Source organism: Serratia sp. Sp408 (genome assembly GCF_057180665.1).
Window position 1 is genome coordinate 1 of the sequence record NZ_JBXUFT010000002.1, and the last position, 14519, is coordinate 14519.

Consider the following 14519-nt stretch of genomic DNA (forward strand, 5'->3'; position numbering starts at 1 on the left):
GCCGGGAAATAATGCGAACGGCAGTGTTTAATTATATCGAGTGCGATTACAATCGCTGGCGTCGTCACAGTGCCTGTGCGGTCTTAGCCCGGAACAGTTTGAAAACCAAAACCTCGCTTAGGGCCGTGTCCACATTACGTGGGTAGGATCATTCTTCCATTTTTTTACGGCCAATTCAACGATGCGACGGCTCAACTTTGGTAATTTTGCCACAGAATTTCGAGTATATGTCTGATGATACTCGGTCAGATTAAATTCTTTCCTCTGTACCTCAACATCCCGGCTCATAGCCTGAAGTAACGCGCTTGCTCTGAGAGCTATGGTACATACACTACCGTAATCGCGTTTCATTGTTTTCCCCTAAAAATGGATCCCTTGCACATCAATGGCGCATAAACCCTATTGTCACTGTATACAACAAAATATAACGTACAACTTATTTTGCAATGTCATAAAATGAATGTACATAAACAGATAATATACATAAGAGAGAAAGATGTGCTCGCCACAGCTTCATGATAGAGCCTGCTAAGTAAAGATGAGGATGACACCTATACACCATTAATTACATGGGTATCATCAACACCTGCCCATTATGAAATGGGATGACGATACTGTATAAACAGGTTAAGCCCCCCCACCATGAATAGGCATCATCACTGGTATTGAAGGATGGAGGCATGGTTTCTTAAAAGAGGCCGTGGCCTATGCTGTCAGTCAGCACTCAAGAAAAAGACGCTGGATGTAATACTTATCTGGAGGGTTTAATTACCCTATCCCATGCCTCACTAAATTTAAAAAAACAACACCATCAGACCAGACAAACACCCGTAATCAAGGGTATTAAAACATCACCCACTGTAAAGGGACGTAATTTAAGCTCAGTTCCATTGTATTTATCGAAGTATATCTCCCAGATGCAGCAGCAAATAAACGATATCTGCCGCATCCGGTACGGTGACATACCAGCGAGGATGATCATACTCTTCCGGCTGGGGCCACAATGTACTTCCCGTTACCGTGATCAGCACATTAATGTAATGCCCCAGCCGACTCTCCAACTGAAGCGCCACGCTGCTATGACGCCCTATACGATGCGGATGGGCAGTAAGAACAACCGGCCCCAACAACCGTTCGCGGATAGCCGAACAAAACGCCTTGAGCGCCAGCGCATCCGTTTCGCTTAATGTGGCCACCCCCTGCGGAGGAAGGGTGAACAACGACGGTTCACGACAGACCTGGCCATGCGGTCGAATAACAGGTTCCGTGTATTTCAGCGTCATCATGCTACCGCTGCCTCCCCGTTAGCCGCCAGGCCACGCTGGCGGTCAAGCTTTTGTGCCACCTTTCGGGCCGCCTCGAGCTCGCTGCAGCCAAATTCCTGCATCAGCGCGCGGCGCTCGGCCTTCTCTTCTTTCTCGGTCATCCCCAGTGCCAGGTAGAGGCTTGGCGGCACGGCCCGGAACAACGCTTCCACCTTTTTCGACAGAATAACCCCCTCGGTGTAACACCTGGACAGCTTACTGGCCGACAGCAGCACCGCTTTTTGCTCCTCGGTCAGGGCTTTGAAACGAGCAATGTCGCTGACCTCCTCTGGCGGCATGGTCAGACAGACCCACCACTCCGCCATGTTCAACATTTTTTCGGCGATGTCGGGGAAGTCTTTCAGGTTCTGCGTGGCCAGCCACAGCCAGGCACCGAGCTTACGCCACATCTTGACGATTTTGGTCATGTATGGCGACAGCAGTGGGTTGACCGTCACAATATGCGCTTCATCGACCACAAAGACGATATCCCGCTCCGAGTATTGGTCACGTTCGGCAATGTTGTTGATGGTGTTGGTCAGGCTCACCATCGTCAGGGCCATCTGTGCTTCATACCCCTCACGCGCCAGATGCCCCAGGTCAATCAGCGTTACATCCGCTTCTGGCCACAGCGAGCCTTCACGGTTGAACAAATCGGCCTCGAAGGAGCCAGGCTGGGTGAACATGCCCAGCGCCTCGGCCATTTCCGCCGCTTTTGCCCGGCGCTGCGGGTTACGTTTTTCGTTGCTCGTATCATTGGAGATGTCATACAGCGCGCTCTGCAGATCGGACGGCAACATCTGACGCTGCTCATCGTAGGCGGTCTGTGCGGCCATCAGGAGCGCTTCGCGGATCATCGCCCGGTCGGCCCGTTTGAGCTCGGCCTCTTCCTTCGGATCGCCGCCAGTGATCATCATGCGCGCCGAGATTTCCATCTCGCCCAGGTAATCGCGTTTATCCTCATCCTCATCATCGGCATCGATATCGCGCAGCTCGCTCTCGTCCAGCTCCAGTGAACTGAGCTCCTCAATCAGCTTGTGCGCAAACGAGAACGGCGGCAGCGGCACGCCGCTGCCAGGCTTGATGCTGATTTTATTGACCGTCAGACCCTGGCTTTCAAAATAGTCCGCCTGCAGGCCAAACGAGTTGCCGGCCTCGGCAATGAACAGACGCGGCCTGTGTACCGCCATGACCTGCGTCGTCGCCGCACAGAGTGTTGCAGACTTGCCGGCCCCGGTAGGGCCAAAAAACAACATATGGGCATTCTGGCTGCGATCATCCTTATTTAACGGATCGACCGTCAGCAGGTCCCCCCCGCGGTTAAAAAAGCTCAGACCGGGGTGGCCGGTACCGGTTTCCCGGCCGGTAACCGGCAACAGGCCCGCCAGGTGCTGCACAAAGGTCAGGCGGGTGTACCAGTGTTTTTTGTCTGTCTCCGGGTTAAAACACATCGGCAGCGCGCGCAGGTAGGTATTGAGCGGCGCCACATCAAACTCCGGCCGCACCGGCTGCAGGCCGGCACCGAGCAGCACGTTCGTCAGTTCCACGCGTTTGTGGTTAAGCGCCGTCAGGTCGCCGGCGCGCAGCAAAAAGGTAATGCCGGCGCGGTAAAGTTTGTGGCGGTTGCCCAGGTATTCCTTAACCTGCGCCACATCCTGACGCACGCGACCGGACTCGGTATTCTCACCGACGGCATTTTTCGACAGCTTGTTAAAGTCGTTTTCCAGCGTGTCCTGGGGCTGCGCCACGATAGTCATGCAGACCATCGTCCCCTCCGGGAACATATCCATCAGCGCATTGATTTTCTTCTCACCGCGCTTCATTTCCCCGGTAATGGTCCCGGGCTCCGGCGCGCGACGCAGCTTCTCGACGGGAATGGCGCAGTGCGCCTGGTTATCAAACCACCAGACACCGTGGTCCGGATCGGACACCGGCGGCGTAAACCACAATGTTTCGGCAAAATCGTTTTGCACCGGCATCGTGCCTTCTGGCGTATCCCGGCGGTCGAAATAGGCCGCATCACGGTACAGCGTATTTTTATCCACCCACTCCGGGTTCGGGTTGAAGTGGCGCAGCATCCAGTCATGCACCTGCCCACCATTTTGTCGTACGCAAACCACACCGGCCCCGTTCAGAGCGCCGGTGAGCCGTTCACAAGTCTGGTTCAGCATGGCTACCGGCGGCATCGGGTCGGTATTGCCTTTACCAATCCAGCGATACACCACCATGCGGGTACGACGCTGCTGACCACGCCAGGGCTGGTCGGTGATGAGGGTATCCTTGAACAGCCCCTCCGGCCGCGCGATACCGCGCAGGTGCCGCTCGGTTTCCTGCAGCCAGGACTCGGTCAATTGTGAGCCCCGGGCATGCGGCTTGATATAGCCACGCAAGCGGCTCAGATACGCATCAACATTGTCTTCATCCTGGCAGAAAAACTGCACCACCCAGGGGTTCTGATCATGTTCATCAAACGAGTCCTGCAGCGCATCTTCCACCGTGTCACGCATCTTCTCCAAATGGTCAGTGGTGCGCCCCTCCGTGGCCACCGGGGTGACTTCATAAACCGCACCGACAGACACACCATCATCAAGCAGGATGCACTGCTCATGATCCAGAAACTCTGCCCAGGGCAAATAATCAATGATGGACGGATTCGCATCGTAAATCTTTTTCTCGTCCTGGACCGTCATCTTGCCCGGCCGGGTCAGCGCTTCGCGGCCGGCCACCGACAGCGGCGCACCATCTTCCGTGATGGTCAGTGCTTCAGCCTCCGCCGGCGCCACCGCTTTTTTGCGCGTCAGACGCTTTTTATCAAACAGGGAAAATCGCATCAGTAGGCCTCCGTCCGTTCACCCGGCATCGCGTATTGCACCTGGCTGTAAAACGGGAAAACGGTGCTGTACCCCGGTACCGGCGTGTTACCGTCGGCCAGGTGCGGGAAAACGTACATCACCAGATCGGGATTCGGCAGGCGCGGAAACTGCTGACTGATTTCACTTTCTTGCGTGCGGCTGTAGCTGCGATCGTCAGCCACACTGGCCTGGCTCTCGCTTTCCGTCAGCGGGCGGCGCAGGCTGTCCCTGGCCGCCACGGCGTTGCGTGCTGAGCCACCGCCGTCTTTCCCCTGCCAGAGTTCAAGCATCGAACTGTCACCCGGCGGCAGCATCTCTTCCTTTGACGTGGAGCAGCCGGACAGGGCGGCGCCAATCACCAACATGACCAGGGCTGATCGGATTGTCTTCATCATGGTTTCCTCTCTTAGTCCAGACCGCCGGCGCCACCGCCTTCGCCCGGCAGGCTGAAGTCGTCATAACGCACCTTGCGTCCTTTGGTTTCAAAGTCGATCGCCAGCTGGCGGGTGATATGCACGGCCAGCGTCTGACCCGGTGGTACATAGATGGCATCGAACATCATGCCGTAACGCTCACGGACCCAATCTGCCGTCTCTTTCATCCCGCCGGACAGCGCCTTGCCCAGTACCGCCTGGCCAGCATTACCGGTCATGGTCGACGTAATGCCATTGACGTTATTCTGCGTGGTGTACTGCCCCTGGCTGATACCCTCACCGGCCGCGCTGGCAGCCGACAAGGCGGCAATGGTCGGCAGATAGGTGGAGGCATTCGACTTGCGTTCACCGCCGATGCACGGAATGCCGCTGTCATCGGAGATCCAGCCGATACCAGCAGTAGTGCTGACATCCTTCCCGTTGTTGCCGCTGTTGTTATTGCTGTTGGCTTTCATGTTGGTGTCAGGGTGCGGCAGGGTACGTACCGTACCGTCAGCAAACACGAACGTGATGCTGTTGACCTGGCCACGCACGCACGACAGCGTCCAGTCGCCGCTGGCGGTACCTGAGACAATCGCCCCTTCCACGTCCGGCAGCTCGATGCCGTTGGCAGTCAGGTTGTCTTTGCCGATCATCAGCTTGAACGGGTACGGGTCGGTCACCGTGCCATTGATCGGCACGCGGCCAAGCAGCGCCGTCATCGCGCGGCTGCCGACCAGCGTGGAGTTCTCCGGCAGGGTAAACACCGGCTCGGCGCCTTCTTCCTCGCCTTTTTCGTTGGTGTGCCCCTTCACCTGCTGTTCATATTTGGCTTTTTGACGCGTGATGGCGTTGTCCGACAAGAACGACGTCGGGAACTGCGGGCCGTCTTTGGCACTGTTCGGATTACGCGGATCCACTTCTTTCTGGTCCTTCGGGCCAACCCACATCAGGCCGTCATCGCCGGCCGTGGCGCTGCCGCCGGCGGCGCCCATGCCGTCCAGACCCAACCCCAGCGGCATGTCGCTGTCGCTTTTCGCCTTGTCCTTGTTGCTGGCCAACTGGTCTGTCAGTGACTGGATACGCCCCATCAGCGTCTGTTGCTGCTCCTGCAGCTGCTGCTGACGTTGCTGAGCCTGTTTCTGAAAACCGGCCACCGCTTCATTCACCTGGCCGGAGACGTTGCTGTTGCGTTTGCGCAGGGCCTCGTTTTCCTTCAGCACGTTATCGATGTTTTTCTGCAGTTCGGCCTGCTGCGCCCGCGTGGTGCGCAGCGTGCCGACCAGGGTACGCAGCGTGTCTTCCGGGGTATCCCCTTCAACCCCCAGCGCGCGAAGCTCCTCCGGCGACATATTGGCCAGCACGTTCTGCGCCTGCTGCGGCTTCTCTGCAGCCTTGTTACCACTGCAGGCCTTAAGACCGACAAGCACCGCCGCCGCCAGCACGCCGACCACGATCACTTTCGGCAGCATATTGGATTTCACATCAGCCATGGTTCGCCCCCTTCTTCGCCGCTTTCACGGCCTTGCGCACCACGGACGGCTCGGCGACAAATGCCCCATCCGGGCGACCGGCGGTCACCAGGTACAGCGTGGTGGTGTCTTCCGGTGTGCCAACCGGTCCCAGGTACCGATGCTGGAACGTCGCCGTAACAAACTGCCCCTGCAATACCCGCGGATCGAGCGTTATTTTACGGCTCGCCGTATTTTTCACTTTCAGCGCTACCACATTGCGGCTGCCGATACTCCAGCCACCCAGCGGGGTGACGGAGACCGGCTCGGACGGGTACAGCGTGGTGATGCGTGTGGGCAAGTGCGGATTAACCGGATGAATGCCGGGTACGGCTTCGACGGTACGCACCGGGCCATACAGGCTCTGCGCTGCGTAACGCGTCAGCACCACCGGCAACGGCGCGTTGTATTTCACCTTCTTGCGCTTCGCCTGGCTGCCGTCATCCTGACCTGGCGAGGCACTGCCACCCTCCGCAGAGGCCGCCTTGTCGTGACTGCTGCTGACCGAAGAGACATCACCGCTGTAAACGATGCGTACCGGTTCGGCAGAGCCTTTATCGGACGCCATGACGTCAAGCAGGATGACCTCCCCGTTCTCCACGTCCTGCAGCTGCAGGCGGGTCTGCGGGAATGCGCTGTCGGCTTTCAGATACACCGCCCCGCCGCTGCTTTGCACCCGCAGCTTGCCGTTCAGTGCCGGCGGGAAGCCGACACGGACATTTTTATCGGCAAACAGCACGCGCTCTTTACCGACCGCCAGCGGGATCTGCAACGGGATACGCTCCCACTTCATCAGTTCCTCGGCCTGCACACCTGACGCAGAAACCAGTGTTGACAGTGTCAACACGTTCAGAGAAAGCGCCAATACGCGAGCTTTCATCATTGGAAGACTCCTTTTTTCTCAGGCGCCGGCGCTGGCGGTGCCGCCGCCAGGCGCTGCGGCATACTGTCGTAACAATCCAGCGCCAGACCAAATTCATTGCGCTCTGGATCCCCTTCCGACCGCACCACTTTCAGCGGATAACGGGTCAGGGCGCGTTTTACCGGTTCGCCAGCAAACGTCTCATCGGCCACCAGATCCAGACGGACCACCCAGTTATCCCGTCCTTTGATGTCGACCGGATTCTGGTTGTAACGGGCGTTGTAACCATGGTCCGGGATTTCAAACACCACGCGTGTACGGCCGGCCAGCTCGCCGGACTCGCTGCGTTTTTTGGCGTCCGCATTAAGGAAGCGCTGGCACGACGGCGTCAGGTAAGGAGAAAGCGCATTGATTTTGGCCGGATAATCCACCTCACCATTTTTAGGCCAGGCATTCAGTTGCTGAAAAATATAGAAACCGAAGCTGTAGACCGTGCTGGGCGGGACTTCCCACCAGGCGCGGGTCGAACCGCTGCGCAGATCCGGCGGATTATGGATGGTCAGGTTGGATGGCGCGCGCATCCAGCCAATGATGGCGACCAGGAGAAACACAACCAGCACTCCGCATGCTGCACGCAGCGTCATGATGTGCTGGTCACGGTTTTTTACCGCATGACGAAAACGGCTCATGTTGACCTCTTGACTGCTCGGCTGCGTCGCAGTGACCAGCCCTGTGAGTCGATGATGAGGGTGGGACTACTCCACCCCATACGACGTTTACGCAGCTCAAGCCGCTGCCAGATATAATTCTCCGGCTTGCCGCGCTTGAGGCGCGTCAGCCGGCTGCCACCAAACCAAAGAACCGCCAGCGGGGTGAGCAGCATGCCGGTGGGGATCACCACCCAACCGGCAATAAGCAGAAACGGCAGCGACACAAGCAGACCCAGACCCACGCCAATTGCTGCACCCAGCACCATCTCCGGGGTAGTAAATCCCCGGAATACGACGGGTTCAGCATTAAGACGATCGGGCAAAAATCGGATAGTCTGCATGGCGAACGCCCCTAGAACAGGATTTCAGCGGATTTGCCGACCAGCCAAATCACGGCCACGACCAACACCACGCCAACCACGATGATGGCAGCGAATTTACCCCAGACCGCCTTCCCTTCCCGTACCTCGTGGAACGTTGAAACGGCAGCATTGGCGACCACGATAAATGCGACGGCGGCCAGCACCAGACCCACCAGGACAATCCCGTCCTGAATGTAACCTTTGATGGTATCCATCAGACCGCCGCCACCACCGGACGACGGCGGCTCCACTGCAGGTAAGGCAGCCTGTGCGGGTTGATTGGCCGCAACGGCCAGAGATGTCGCCACCGCAATGCGCGTGGAGAAGTGACGGAAAAGACGAACTACCGCATTCATAATGTGTTCCTTAAATTGCAGTGTGAAAATAACAACGAGTAATGGGTTCAACGCCCTGCCAGCATCAACTGGCGAACATCCACATAACGACGACCAGCAACAGAACGGTTTTGAGGACGAAGCGGATCAGCGCTTTGGTGGGGACTTTTTCGTTCCTCCAGCCCTCGTAAACATCAATCCAGGCCCAGGCAGCCCAGACAAACAGCACCGCCAACAACCCACCGATGCAGACCAGAGACATGACGTTGATTTCAACGCCGCCGCTGGCCGCATTGAAGGCCTGTTCCTGGGCGCCGGTCATGGCCATCAGGGACGCTCCCGCCGGTAATTGCCCGCCACAGAGCCGCCATCACGGGGTTGTGCACGTGACGGCTCCAGATATCGGTCGATGCCGGCATTGATGGTGTTGAGGTCAGAGGTGGCGCGGCGATAGTCGAAAAAGAAACGACCACGCTCGGCGGGGTCGGCCTGGACGGCCGCAACCCGTGCGCGCTCAAGCGCCGCCTGTACCTGGATCAACATGCGCTGGGCAGAAGCCAGCTCATCTTTTTCGGCGGCACAGGCAGGCAATGCGGTGAGGAATGACAGCCCCAGCAAACAGCCGGCGCCCAGTCCTCGGGTAACTACGGGGATACGCATGCAGCACTCCTTGGTGATTTAGGGTGCTGTCAGGGTGAGGGATACAAGGGGTCAGGTCAGCGGATAACTCTTTATGAAAATTTGATAATTTTTATCCACTTTGGAGGGAGTTGAACAAGTAAGGGAAACAGTTACGTGAGGTAAAATACGAAAAGGCGGCCACAACAGGTGACGGCCTTTCCTATCAACGTTGTTTCTTTGATCCCAACGGCATTAGTTGGAAAGTAAGTGCCGTTGCAGCCATATCCTCGGCCCCTCAGTCATTCCCGCAAAGCAGGATAAGCCGCCTGCAAGATCAGCCACCAGTCAGCAGGCAACGGTGGACCCCCCCCTTCCCGTTCCGCCTCCTGCAGACACAACAGTAGGGTCTCCAATGGCAGGTTAAATTGGTGATATTGGTCACGCATCACAAAATGCATCTCGGCGATCTGTTCATTGGGAGACAGTATATTTTGCAAGGTGGCGCTGTTCATATTCAGTAATGCCTGGTTTTTACTGTTCGTCATAATGGATAACTCCTTGGTCTGAGAAAGACTGCCGCGCCGCACAGCGGCTTGTCTGCTGACGGCGACGCACAAAAGCAAGTTTTGCACGCCGCCGTCCAGCTCGATGTGGAATCAGAGGTATTTTTTGAAAGAAGCCGTTGTAACTGTCACTGCGATACCCAGTAGAATCGCTGCCGGCAACAGCAGCAGATTCGGGTATACCGCCGTTGGCCAGGAGAGATACAACATGCAGGGGATATACACCGCCGGCTTGACCAATCTTTTGGCGTGGTGGTAGACAAAGCTGGACTCGTAACCGGCGCCATACCGACGAATATCACGCCGCCCCAGCCCCTCGGTCAGTGCGACCAGCACCACCAGGATAAACAGCGGAATGGACAGCACCAGAATGGTCACGCGTACCAGGGTAATCACCGTCACATACACCGTGGCCATCAGATATTCCTTGAGCATGCCGGCCAGGGCGCCACTCCAGCTGTTCAGCTCCCTGGCGATAGCATTCTGGCTATGCGTTTGCGTCTCATACGCCCGCTGTATCCAGCTTAGAAACCCGCTGTCCACAAACGCCCACTGGTAGGCCACCATGATCCAGTGAGTGACCGTTACCGACGGTTCAGACAGCAGCAAGCTGCGGGTAAACTCAGAGGACAGGTAACCCAGCTCGGTGTTCATCACCGCTTCACTGTGCGAGGCACCCAGCTCCGGCCAGAAGAACGCCATCCCGACATATTCAATCACCAGGCTCACGAACAGGGACGCGAAAAACATCCCTATCAACATCCAGGGCCAGCCCCACAGCAGGTTATAAAGCAGCCCGTGCTTACGGGGTTCAGCCGCCTGCCGTGGCTGTGTATTATCCGCCTGCGCCATTTAATCCTCCTTGAGTGACCACATCCGGCATCACGGTGCTTGCTGACCACCAGGACTCACTGGTGCGGTAGTTACGCTGCATCTCCTCGGCGATCTTCTGCAGGTTCGCCGGCATCATGGCATCATCACCATCGCCGCTCGGCAGCGGCATACGGATTTTCCACAGCTGGCCGCCTTCCAGCAGCGCGAACGCCTGTCCTTTTGGCAGGTTAATCACGTCCGCCTCTTTCAGCAGCGGGACTTTGACGGTGCCGACACGATCCTGGGTACTGGACGTGAAGTCCTGCCCCTTCTCAACGTCAGCCGTGTCAGCATGCCCGGACACCAGGGTTTTGGTGTAGACATCCACTTCCGGCAGTTGTGAGGTCAGCAGCTGCGCGGTGCGGTTCTCGCGCACCCGCAACATGACGAGCGTATTGAAGTTACCCGTGACCTGAGCCGCTTTGGCGGTACTTCCGATGCGCGCCTCGATGTCGGATTCGGTTTGCGTGTAGGCCGTCACCTGCATGCCGGCACCACCACCCTTGTTGATCAGCGGAATGAACTCATCACCCATCAGCTCGTTGAACTCGTCACAGTGCAGGTTGATCGGCAGCTTGCCGTCAGCCCAGGTCGGCAACCCGCCGTGCATGCCATGCTTGTAGATATGGCCGGCAACCGAGACCAGGTCGGCGAACATGCTGTTGCCGACGGCAGAGGCAACCACACCATCTGACAATGCATCCAGACCGATATAGACAACGCCCCGCTTACGAATGACCTGCTCCCAGTCAAACACCGGCCGCGGGTCACTCATGTCCATGTAATCTGGCGCCAGCAGCTCCGCAGTCTTGCCGGTGGTCAGTTTTTCCAGCAGCGGCAGCAGAGAAGCGACGATTTTGTCGAAATACGTACGGTCATAGCGAACCGCACTGCGCAGACCATCCAGGATAGGATCGTACAGCTGCTTGCCGGCTTCCGAGCTCAGGGCCATTTCAACCGCGAATATTTTGACCGCGTTCGGTTGCCCCTGCATATTGCGCGGCACATCCTCTTCCGTCAGCACCGACAGGTTATTGTCGATTTGCTGCTGCAGCGCCGGCATCCGCTCTTCAATGACCTTTTTCGCATAGGTCTCATACAGCTCGCTGATGTTGTTCACATAGCGGGTAATGAGGGTGTAATCAGGACGCTGTCCCAATGCCACCAGGGCGCGGGCCACGATGTTCACAAAACGCCAGGCAAACTCACGAAACGCGGCACTGTTGCCCTCGCCGCTCAGTTGCCCGGAGATACGCCCCGCCACTTCGGAGACGCGTTCGAAGCGGCCGACGGCGTTGTATCGAGCCGAGATATCCGGCCAGCCAAGATGGAAAATATACAGCTCGTCACCACGGCCGGCGCGGTGCGCTTCGGCCCACACCCGGCGCAGCAGGTCAGCATCGCCTTTCGGGTCAAACACGATGGTGATGTCACCGCGGCGAATATCCTGGGTGATCAGCAACTCTGCCAGGCGTGTCTTGCCGACACGGGTAGTGCCCAGAACCAGTTTGTGGCCAACCCGCTCGGCCAACGCCATCGAGACATCAACCTCTTTCGGTTCAATGCCATGAATGGCCGGGTTACCGCCCACCGGCGGTAGCGGCCGCACCGGATTAAGCGGGGAGTCCTTGCGCAGCAGCTGGGACAGCCAGGGCATACTGTACTCGGTCTGCAGTTCAAGACGGCGCGCCATCTGGTAAGCCCTGGAGGGCTGGACATATTTTTCCACTTCCGGCCGGCGCGTATCCATCAGACGCTGGGTATGTTTTTGCTGCCAACGGAAGCCCTTCCCCAGGAACAGCCGTTGCCGGCTGACCGGGATTTCGGCACTGGTCATGACATACCGCGGTAGCTGGCGCAGGTTACGGCGATAGCGGATCACCTGCATGCCCTGACGGGCGCGTATGGCAGCCAACACCGCAAAACTGCCGGCGGTGACATAGCTCACCTCGGGCGCCAGCGCTACCGACCAGGGCGCGACAGCACAGACCACAGCGGCGGCCCCTGATACAATCGCCGTATTGAGCTCTACCGCCGGGCGCAGCAACGCCTCCATCACATGCCGGTTACTCATTGCGGCCATCCTTATTATACCCGGTCACTCCGCCATCACGTGATGGAGAGCGGCGACATTCATCAGTATTGGCTTCACCGAGGTAGGTCACAGCACGATACTCACCTCTTGCATTGATACTTCCGTAAACAACGTTCAGAGTCATCTGGCGCCGACGGTACAGCAAATAAAACAGTTCAACCAACATGCCAAGGACGATAAGCACACTCCCGATCCAGAGAATGATACGCCGCTCTTGCTTGGCGAAATCAACAAACGTCTCCGGATGAGGTTTACAGTCCCGTTTTAGTACCGGCGCCGCCGCCGAACCTGGGGTGATATCCCATACAGGATCATCCGAATGTGGGCACGTATGTACCATCACCATCCCTGCAGGAGCTACACGGTAATTTTGCGCAATGTTGGCCATGCGTGAAGCAGCCATCTGCCCACCTGAATCACCGATCGTTGAGACAAAAAACATGAAACCTATAAGAGCCAGCACAACGCCCGGCCAGACCAACAAGACCCTGAGAGCCGCAGACAGAAAGCGAATTGCCACAACAACATAATTAGACTGATGAAACATTGGAGGTACTCCGTTTGATTACCGTATTTTCCGGCAGAAAAGACAGCCACTGCGCATTGCCGGCAAGCAGCGCCAGCAGCTTCAGCTTCTGGCCGCTGACCAGATGAACGTGAGGATGGTTCTGCAGCAAGGCACGGCTCACCTGGCCGGTACGGCCGGTATGAATGAAAAAGCCCTGACAGTGGTGATGCCGCAGCAGCGCACCAAAACTCTTGATATGGGACGGCGTGATGGCTCGGCCGTAACGCTTGGCCTGGATGAGGTACTTTTGGTCGCCGATGATGACCTGACCGTCCAGGCCACCGTCACCGCTGTAAGCGCTGTTGCGGATAACCGCATACCCCTGACGTTCAAACGCCAGGAGCAGTAGTTCTTCAAAGACGTAGGGATTGATTTTGCGCAGGTACATCAAGCGCTGGCCATCACCCCCCAACTGGGGCAATCGCTGCAGAACACGGGCGGCCGTCGCACGGTAACGCCGGTGGCGCCGTGCGGAGGCCGACTCACGGCCACGCAGGTTAAGCGTGGCCATCACCACAATAAACAGCCCGATAAGCAAGACAGCCAGCAATGGACTCGCCATCAGTGCGGCACCGAGATGCCCCGGAGACATCATGGCGTGACCTGCTGAGACAGGCCGGTATCGGTGATGAGGACCGGGTAGTTTGACAGTTGCAGTCGGCGCGCCAGTTCACTGCCGGAAGCCGGCGCCATCGCTACGCCGGGAACCTGCGCCTGCAACGACTGCAGGGCCGGCAGATTGCTGACGTTCACAACCAGGCCTGCAGCATGGCGCGACTTGAGCCCTTCGGCATTTGCCTGCAGCCAACTGCGGCTGGCGTCGTCATCGCCCACAATAAAAAGAGCGCCAATCCCCGGCAGCTGGAGCGGTCTGTCTGCCACGTTACCGGGCGAAAGCTCTGGCGTAGACACAGGCAACATAGTGGCCTGAGCGTCACCAACATTGGGCTGGCCGGAGGGTGATGGCGGCGTTTCGCCCTGGGCGTTAATGCCTTCAAAATAGGGGGAAGCGTCCTCGCCGCCAACATCGGCAATCACGTTAAGATTCGCCAACGCCGTGGAGGTCACCAGGCACAGACCGAACAGTAGAAAATTAACATTCTTCATAATGCCCCCCTTCCCGTTCAACATTAGCCCCATTGCGAAGCTCATCAGCAAATGACAACGCTTCTTCGCTTGCAGTAGCCCAGTGTCGCTGTGCTTCGTAATCGCGATGAGTGCTGTCGCCAGACCAGGATTTAAATGCCGCCGACAACTTTTCTACACCTCTGATTTCCGCCTCCTTAATGAGCTGCAGTGCTTTTTCCAGTTCAGTTAGCAGCGCTGCGATAACCTCAGGGTTAGCCACATGCAGCCAGCCCACAGTGACTTTGCTGCCTTTGGACTGTTGCCACGTTGCCAGCGCTGCCGGCAGATGTTCTTTCAGGTCTTCCAGTTGCTTATTGGTCAT

17 protein-coding genes and 2 pseudogenes are annotated in these 14519 nt (G+C 57.5%); 1 reads left to right on the forward strand and 18 read right to left on the reverse strand.

Annotated elements, in window-relative coordinates:
- A pseudogene (locus AC2AXP_RS10775) lies at window positions 1-121 on the forward strand (IS3 family transposase); the annotation flags it as partial.
- 38 nt (window positions 122-159) lie between these two features.
- Here the strand turns inward: AC2AXP_RS10775 and AC2AXP_RS10780 are convergent.
- The 18 genes and pseudogenes from AC2AXP_RS10780 to AC2AXP_RS10865 form a co-directional block, all read right to left on the reverse strand.
- A pseudogene (locus AC2AXP_RS10780) lies at window positions 160-351 on the reverse strand (AAA family ATPase); the annotation flags it as partial.
- Between the two features lie 545 nt (window positions 352-896).
- On the reverse strand, window positions 897-1286 hold the full coding sequence (locus tag AC2AXP_RS10785) for an acetyltransferase (RefSeq protein ID WP_484381648.1): 390 nt from the start codon (window positions 1284-1286) through the stop codon (window positions 897-899).
- A complete protein-coding gene (locus tag AC2AXP_RS10790; protein ID WP_484381649.1) occupies window positions 1283-4135 on the reverse strand; it encodes a conjugative transfer ATPase in 2853 nt (950 codons plus the stop codon). The genes AC2AXP_RS10785 and AC2AXP_RS10790 overlap by 4 nt, the downstream gene beginning before the upstream one ends.
- On the reverse strand, window positions 4135-4548 hold the full coding sequence (locus tag AC2AXP_RS10795) for a TIGR03751 family conjugal transfer lipoprotein (protein ID WP_484381710.1): 414 nt from the start codon (window positions 4546-4548) through the stop codon (window positions 4135-4137). Before AC2AXP_RS10795 ends, AC2AXP_RS10790 begins: the two co-directional genes overlap by 1 nt.
- 14 nt (window positions 4549-4562) lie before the next feature.
- Window positions 4563-6062, reverse strand: coding sequence for a TIGR03752 family integrating conjugative element protein (locus AC2AXP_RS10800; RefSeq protein WP_484381650.1), 1500 nt, complete (start codon window positions 6060-6062; stop codon window positions 4563-4565).
- Complete coding sequence (locus tag AC2AXP_RS10805; RefSeq protein WP_484381651.1) at window positions 6055-6963, reverse strand: TIGR03749 family integrating conjugative element protein; 909 nt, start codon at window positions 6961-6963, stop codon at window positions 6055-6057. The genes AC2AXP_RS10800 and AC2AXP_RS10805 overlap by 8 nt, the downstream gene beginning before the upstream one ends.
- Window positions 6960-7631, reverse strand: coding sequence for a PFL_4703 family integrating conjugative element protein (locus AC2AXP_RS10810; protein ID WP_430299916.1), 672 nt, complete (start codon window positions 7629-7631; stop codon window positions 6960-6962). Before AC2AXP_RS10810 ends, AC2AXP_RS10805 begins: the two co-directional genes overlap by 4 nt.
- Window positions 7628-7993, reverse strand: coding sequence for a TIGR03750 family conjugal transfer protein (locus AC2AXP_RS10815; RefSeq protein WP_203067160.1), 366 nt, complete (start codon window positions 7991-7993; stop codon window positions 7628-7630). Before AC2AXP_RS10815 ends, AC2AXP_RS10810 begins: the two co-directional genes overlap by 4 nt.
- A gap of 11 nt (window positions 7994-8004) precedes the next feature.
- Complete coding sequence (locus tag AC2AXP_RS10820; RefSeq protein ID WP_151428235.1) at window positions 8005-8370, reverse strand: TIGR03745 family integrating conjugative element membrane protein; 366 nt, start codon at window positions 8368-8370, stop codon at window positions 8005-8007.
- Window positions 8371-8434: 64 nt separating this feature from the next.
- A complete protein-coding gene (locus AC2AXP_RS10825; RefSeq protein WP_192970597.1) occupies window positions 8435-8677 on the reverse strand; it encodes a TIGR03758 family integrating conjugative element protein in 243 nt (80 codons plus the stop codon).
- Complete coding sequence (locus AC2AXP_RS10830) at window positions 8677-9009, reverse strand: integrative conjugative element protein, RAQPRD family (RefSeq protein ID WP_151428233.1); 333 nt, start codon at window positions 9007-9009, stop codon at window positions 8677-8679. The genes AC2AXP_RS10825 and AC2AXP_RS10830 overlap by 1 nt, the downstream gene beginning before the upstream one ends.
- A 260-nt stretch (window positions 9010-9269) precedes the next feature.
- Window positions 9270-9515, reverse strand: a complete 246-nt coding sequence (locus tag AC2AXP_RS10835; RefSeq protein ID WP_484381652.1) for a hypothetical protein — start codon at window positions 9513-9515, stop codon at window positions 9270-9272.
- A 111-nt stretch (window positions 9516-9626) separates the two neighbouring features.
- On the reverse strand, window positions 9627-10385 hold the full coding sequence (locus AC2AXP_RS10840; protein WP_484381653.1) for a TIGR03747 family integrating conjugative element membrane protein: 759 nt from the start codon (window positions 10383-10385) through the stop codon (window positions 9627-9629).
- Window positions 10369-12480 (reverse strand): type IV conjugative transfer system coupling protein TraD, encoded by a 2112-nt coding sequence (traD, locus tag AC2AXP_RS10845; RefSeq protein WP_484381654.1) that lies wholly within the window; start codon window positions 12478-12480, stop codon window positions 10369-10371. The genes AC2AXP_RS10840 and traD overlap by 17 nt, the downstream gene beginning before the upstream one ends.
- The gene (locus tag AC2AXP_RS10850; protein WP_484381655.1) at window positions 12473-13048 is read right to left on the reverse strand and encodes a hypothetical protein; all 576 of its coding nucleotides are present in this window, start codon (window positions 13046-13048) and stop codon (window positions 12473-12475) included. Before AC2AXP_RS10850 ends, traD begins: the two co-directional genes overlap by 8 nt.
- Window positions 13032-13664, reverse strand: a complete 633-nt coding sequence (locus AC2AXP_RS10855) for a restriction endonuclease (RefSeq protein WP_484381656.1) — start codon at window positions 13662-13664, stop codon at window positions 13032-13034. The genes AC2AXP_RS10850 and AC2AXP_RS10855 overlap by 17 nt, the downstream gene beginning before the upstream one ends.
- Window positions 13661-14176 carry an integrating conjugative element protein gene (locus AC2AXP_RS10860; protein WP_484381657.1) on the reverse strand — a complete coding sequence of 172 codons (516 nt, stop codon included), beginning with the start codon at window positions 14174-14176 and terminating at the stop codon, window positions 13661-13663. Before AC2AXP_RS10860 ends, AC2AXP_RS10855 begins: the two co-directional genes overlap by 4 nt.
- Complete coding sequence (locus AC2AXP_RS10865; RefSeq protein WP_484381658.1) at window positions 14163-14519, reverse strand: hypothetical protein; 357 nt, start codon at window positions 14517-14519, stop codon at window positions 14163-14165. Before AC2AXP_RS10865 ends, AC2AXP_RS10860 begins: the two co-directional genes overlap by 14 nt.

Bases quoted from the DNA above. Each gene is read 5' to 3' on its own strand.
- AC2AXP_RS10785 (WP_484381648.1), bottom strand. From the start codon at position 1,286: ATGATGACGCTGAAATACACGGAACCTGTTATTCGACCGCATGGCCAG.
- AC2AXP_RS10790 (WP_484381649.1), bottom strand. From the start codon at position 4,135: ATGCGATTTTCCCTGTTTGATAAAAAGCGTCTGACGCGCAAAAAAGCG.
- AC2AXP_RS10795 (WP_484381710.1), bottom strand. From the start codon at position 4,548: ATGAAGACAATCCGATCAGCCCTGGTCATGTTGGTGATTGGCGCCGCC.
- AC2AXP_RS10800 (WP_484381650.1), bottom strand. From the start codon at position 6,062: ATGGCTGATGTGAAATCCAATATGCTGCCGAAAGTGATCGTGGTCGGC.
- AC2AXP_RS10805 (WP_484381651.1), bottom strand. From the start codon at position 6,963: ATGATGAAAGCTCGCGTATTGGCGCTTTCTCTGAACGTGTTGACACTG.
- AC2AXP_RS10810 (WP_430299916.1), bottom strand. From the start codon at position 7,631: ATGAGCCGTTTTCGTCATGCGGTAAAAAACCGTGACCAGCACATCATG.
- AC2AXP_RS10815 (WP_203067160.1), bottom strand. From the start codon at position 7,993: ATGCAGACTATCCGATTTTTGCCCGATCGTCTTAATGCTGAACCCGTC.
- AC2AXP_RS10820 (WP_151428235.1), bottom strand. From the start codon at position 8,370: ATGAATGCGGTAGTTCGTCTTTTCCGTCACTTCTCCACGCGCATTGCG.
- AC2AXP_RS10825 (WP_192970597.1), bottom strand. From the start codon at position 8,677: ATGGCCATGACCGGCGCCCAGGAACAGGCCTTCAATGCGGCCAGCGGC.
- AC2AXP_RS10830 (WP_151428233.1), bottom strand. From the start codon at position 9,009: ATGCGTATCCCCGTAGTTACCCGAGGACTGGGCGCCGGCTGTTTGCTG.
- AC2AXP_RS10835 (WP_484381652.1), bottom strand. From the start codon at position 9,515: ATGACGAACAGTAAAAACCAGGCATTACTGAATATGAACAGCGCCACC.
- AC2AXP_RS10840 (WP_484381653.1), bottom strand. From the start codon at position 10,385: ATGGCGCAGGCGGATAATACACAGCCACGGCAGGCGGCTGAACCCCGT.
- traD (WP_484381654.1), bottom strand. From the start codon at position 12,480: ATGAGTAACCGGCATGTGATGGAGGCGTTGCTGCGCCCGGCGGTAGAG.
- AC2AXP_RS10850 (WP_484381655.1), bottom strand. From the start codon at position 13,048: ATGTTTCATCAGTCTAATTATGTTGTTGTGGCAATTCGCTTTCTGTCT.
- AC2AXP_RS10855 (WP_484381656.1), bottom strand. From the start codon at position 13,664: ATGATGTCTCCGGGGCATCTCGGTGCCGCACTGATGGCGAGTCCATTG.
- AC2AXP_RS10860 (WP_484381657.1), bottom strand. From the start codon at position 14,176: ATGAAGAATGTTAATTTTCTACTGTTCGGTCTGTGCCTGGTGACCTCC.
- AC2AXP_RS10865 (WP_484381658.1), bottom strand. From the start codon at position 14,519: ATGACCAATAAGCAACTGGAAGACCTGAAAGAACATCTGCCGGCAGCG.